Source organism: Thiomicrospira sp., from assembly GCF_014859555.1.
GTDB lineage: Bacteria > Pseudomonadota > Gammaproteobacteria > Thiomicrospirales > Thiomicrospiraceae > Thiomicrospira.
Map to the genome: position 1 here is coordinate 1 of NZ_JACUTY010000106.1, position 2,653 is coordinate 2,653.

General features: G+C 48.0%; 4 protein-coding genes. 3 read left to right on the forward strand and 1 reads right to left on the reverse strand.

Annotated features, from left to right (window positions below; genetic code table 11):
* Window positions 1-423 carry a hypothetical protein gene (locus IBX48_RS10150; RefSeq protein WP_296834152.1) on the reverse strand — a complete coding sequence of 141 codons (423 nt, stop codon included), beginning with the start codon at window positions 421-423 and terminating at the stop codon, window positions 1-3.
* A gap of 91 nt (window positions 424-514) precedes the next feature.
* Here IBX48_RS10150 and IBX48_RS10155 point away from each other — a divergent pair, with 91 nt between their 5' ends.
* From IBX48_RS10155 to IBX48_RS10165, 3 genes are all read left to right on the forward strand, one after another.
* Window positions 515-1,609, forward strand: coding sequence for a DNA alkylation repair protein (locus IBX48_RS10155; protein WP_296834156.1), 1,095 nt, complete (start codon window positions 515-517; stop codon window positions 1,607-1,609).
* Window positions 1,606-2,274 (forward strand): TIGR01621 family pseudouridine synthase, encoded by a 669-nt coding sequence (locus IBX48_RS10160; RefSeq protein WP_296834161.1) that lies wholly within the window; start codon window positions 1,606-1,608, stop codon window positions 2,272-2,274. The genes IBX48_RS10155 and IBX48_RS10160 overlap by 4 nt, the downstream gene beginning before the upstream one ends.
* Window positions 2,259-2,653: YcgN family cysteine cluster protein (locus tag IBX48_RS10165; protein WP_296834166.1), on the forward strand; the 395-nt coding region annotated here is incomplete at its 3' end. The genes IBX48_RS10160 and IBX48_RS10165, both read left to right, overlap by 16 nt.

The following is a 2,653-nucleotide window of genomic DNA, read 5'->3' on the forward strand; positions in this document are numbered from 1 at the left end:
TTAAGTGTCTTGATTCATCAACACATCAATGTCATCTTGGCTTAAATAGTCTAACGCGCCTTCTTGTTTAGAGGCGACCGCGCTTGGCAGCGGGAAGTCTAAATGCTTAAGCTGAACATCGTTGAGTTTGTCGGTAAAGGTGAGTAGGGATTGGATAACTTGGCCACTTAAATCGCGGTTGGTTTGTTCGATGATAATGTCTTGCAGCTGGTTCATCCATTTCAGTTGGGTTTCACGCACCTGTTCGGAATGTTCGCGTAGGGTGTCTTGACTCAACGCATCCGTGTAAGATTGGCTCAGGTCTCGAATGTCTTCCATCATCATTTCGGCGATTTGAATGGTTTGCTGAGAGGTGGTTTCCAAGCGACTATCGATATAATCTAAACAGGTTCGAACTTTTTCTTGTGGCGTCAAATCTGACATGGTGCGTCCTTTTTCAGGTCAGAATCAGAAGGTTCTGAAAGGTGGTTAAGATGGAATTTAATTTAGCACAAACTGTGTGGTAAAACAAAGCATGTCGAACGCATTAAAAGATCAATTTAACCAGGCCTGGTGGTCGTGCTGGTGGCAAGCACTGCAAACCAAGTTTGGCAAATTAAGCGTCGCTGAACAGATGGATGAGTCTCAGCTTACAGATTGGGCCGAACTCAGCCTAAAACAGCGCATTAAACATACCAGCCAATTAAGTTATCAGCGCTTACACCAAGCGGGATTGAGTTATGTTGATATGCTCGCTGGCCTGCAAAACATCGCCCCGCAATTTCTGGGACTACCAGGCCTGGTGCTTCCGCAGATCGTCGAAGATTATGGTTTAGCTGACTTTGAAGCGTCCTTTAATGCGCTCGAAACCTTTACCCAATTCTCGACCGGTGAATTTGCGATTCGTGTTTTTATTGAGCAAGATCAAGCCGTCAGCATGGCGCAAATGCAGGCCTGGTCCTTATCGGATAATCATCATCTACGCCGTTTATCTTCCGAAGGCTGTCGCCCTCGATTACCCTGGGGCAAAGCTTTAAATGAGTTTAAACGTGATCCGACGCCCATTCTGCCGATTTTGCAAAACCTCATCCACGATCCCAGCTTATACGTGCGCAAAAGTGTGGCGAATAATTTAAACGATATTGGCAAAGATCACCCTGAGGTTTTATTGGCTTTTTGCCAGGCCTGGTTGGGCACAAGCGCCGAGGCGGATTGGATTATCAAACACGCCAGCCGCAACTTTTTAAAACAGCGCGAACCTCGGTTTTTAGCCTTATTAAGTCTGCCGAAAACCGATCATATTGAACTGCTGAATTGGCAAAACGATGCGCAAGTAAAACTGGGTGACGCTTGGCAATATCAGTTTGAATTGCAAACAACAAAAGCGTCCAAAGCATTAGGGCGGTTAAGAGTTGAGATACAGGTGGATTATCCCAGACCAAGCGGTGTGCCATTACGCAAAGTGTTTAAACTGGCGGAAGCGGATTACAGCGAGGCACACAAACAATTTAACAAAACCCTGTCGTTTAAACCCTTAACTACACGCCGACACTATGCCGGACAACATAAAATACAGCTCGTAATTAACGGCGAAATAAAGCACCAGGCCTGGTTTGAGGTAAAGGCATGAATCTCATTTTTGAAAACACGGATTTTGTATTGCTGGATAAACCAGCGGGTTTAAGTTTCCATTCAGAACAAGCACCAGGCCTGGTGGTATTGGCGCAACAGCAACTTGGCCTGCCGTCACTTTATCCAGTGCATCGGTTAGATAAAATGACCTCGGGTTTGGTGATTCTGGCGAAAAACCTGGCCGCCGCGCAAGCGTTTCAAACCTTGTTTGAACAGCGCGAAATCGAAAAATACTACCTCGCCATCTCCACCCACAAACCCAAAAAGAAGCAGGGCTGGATAAAAGGCGACATGCTACCCAGTCGGCGCGGCAGTTATCGTTTAGCCACGACTATGGAAAATCCCGCGATTACGCAATTTGTCAGCGCCAGCCTTGCACCCAATGAGCGCGTGTTTTTGGTTAAACCCCACACTGGCAAAACCCATCAAATCCGCGTCGCGCTCAAAAGCTTAGGCGCGCCCATTTCGGGCGATCAACGTTATCAAGCCTTGGCGCAAGCCGAACTAGAAGATCGCGGCTATTTACATGCCTACGCGCTGAGATTCAGCTTATTCGGCGAAAACTTCGCCTTCGTTTGCCCGCCAACCAGCGGCCAACGCTTTGTATCGAATGCCTTTAAGGTACAATGTGCGGCTTGGAACCAACCATGGAAAGCGTTTTGATGTCGAAAGCGACCACTAAATATTGGGAAGACACCCCGCTAGAACAACTCACCCCCGCACAATGGGAAAGCCTATGCGACGGCTGCGGCTTGTGCTGTCTGCATAAACTGCAAGACGAAGATACCGATGAGATTGTTTATACGCGGGTGGTGTGCAAGTTTTCAGACTTAGAAACAGGGCAGTGCGGCGACTACGAAAACCGCTCGGTGAACGTGCCCACTTGTGTGCCGCTAACCCTAGAACGCATCGCCGAATTCGACTGGTTACCCGAATCCTGCGCCTACCGTTTACGCTACTTCAACCAACCCCTACCAGACTGGCATCCGCTCAATATCGGCGACCACACCCAAGTAAAATACCACGGCCTACAATCCATCAA

Coding starts and splice junctions, on each gene's coding strand:
- IBX48_RS10150 (WP_296834152.1), bottom strand. CDS start 423: ATGTCAGATTTGACGCCACAAGAAAAAGTTCGAACCTGTTTAGATTAT.
- IBX48_RS10155 (WP_296834156.1), top strand. CDS start 515: ATGTCGAACGCATTAAAAGATCAATTTAACCAGGCCTGGTGGTCGTGC.
- IBX48_RS10160 (WP_296834161.1), top strand. CDS start 1,606: ATGAATCTCATTTTTGAAAACACGGATTTTGTATTGCTGGATAAACCA.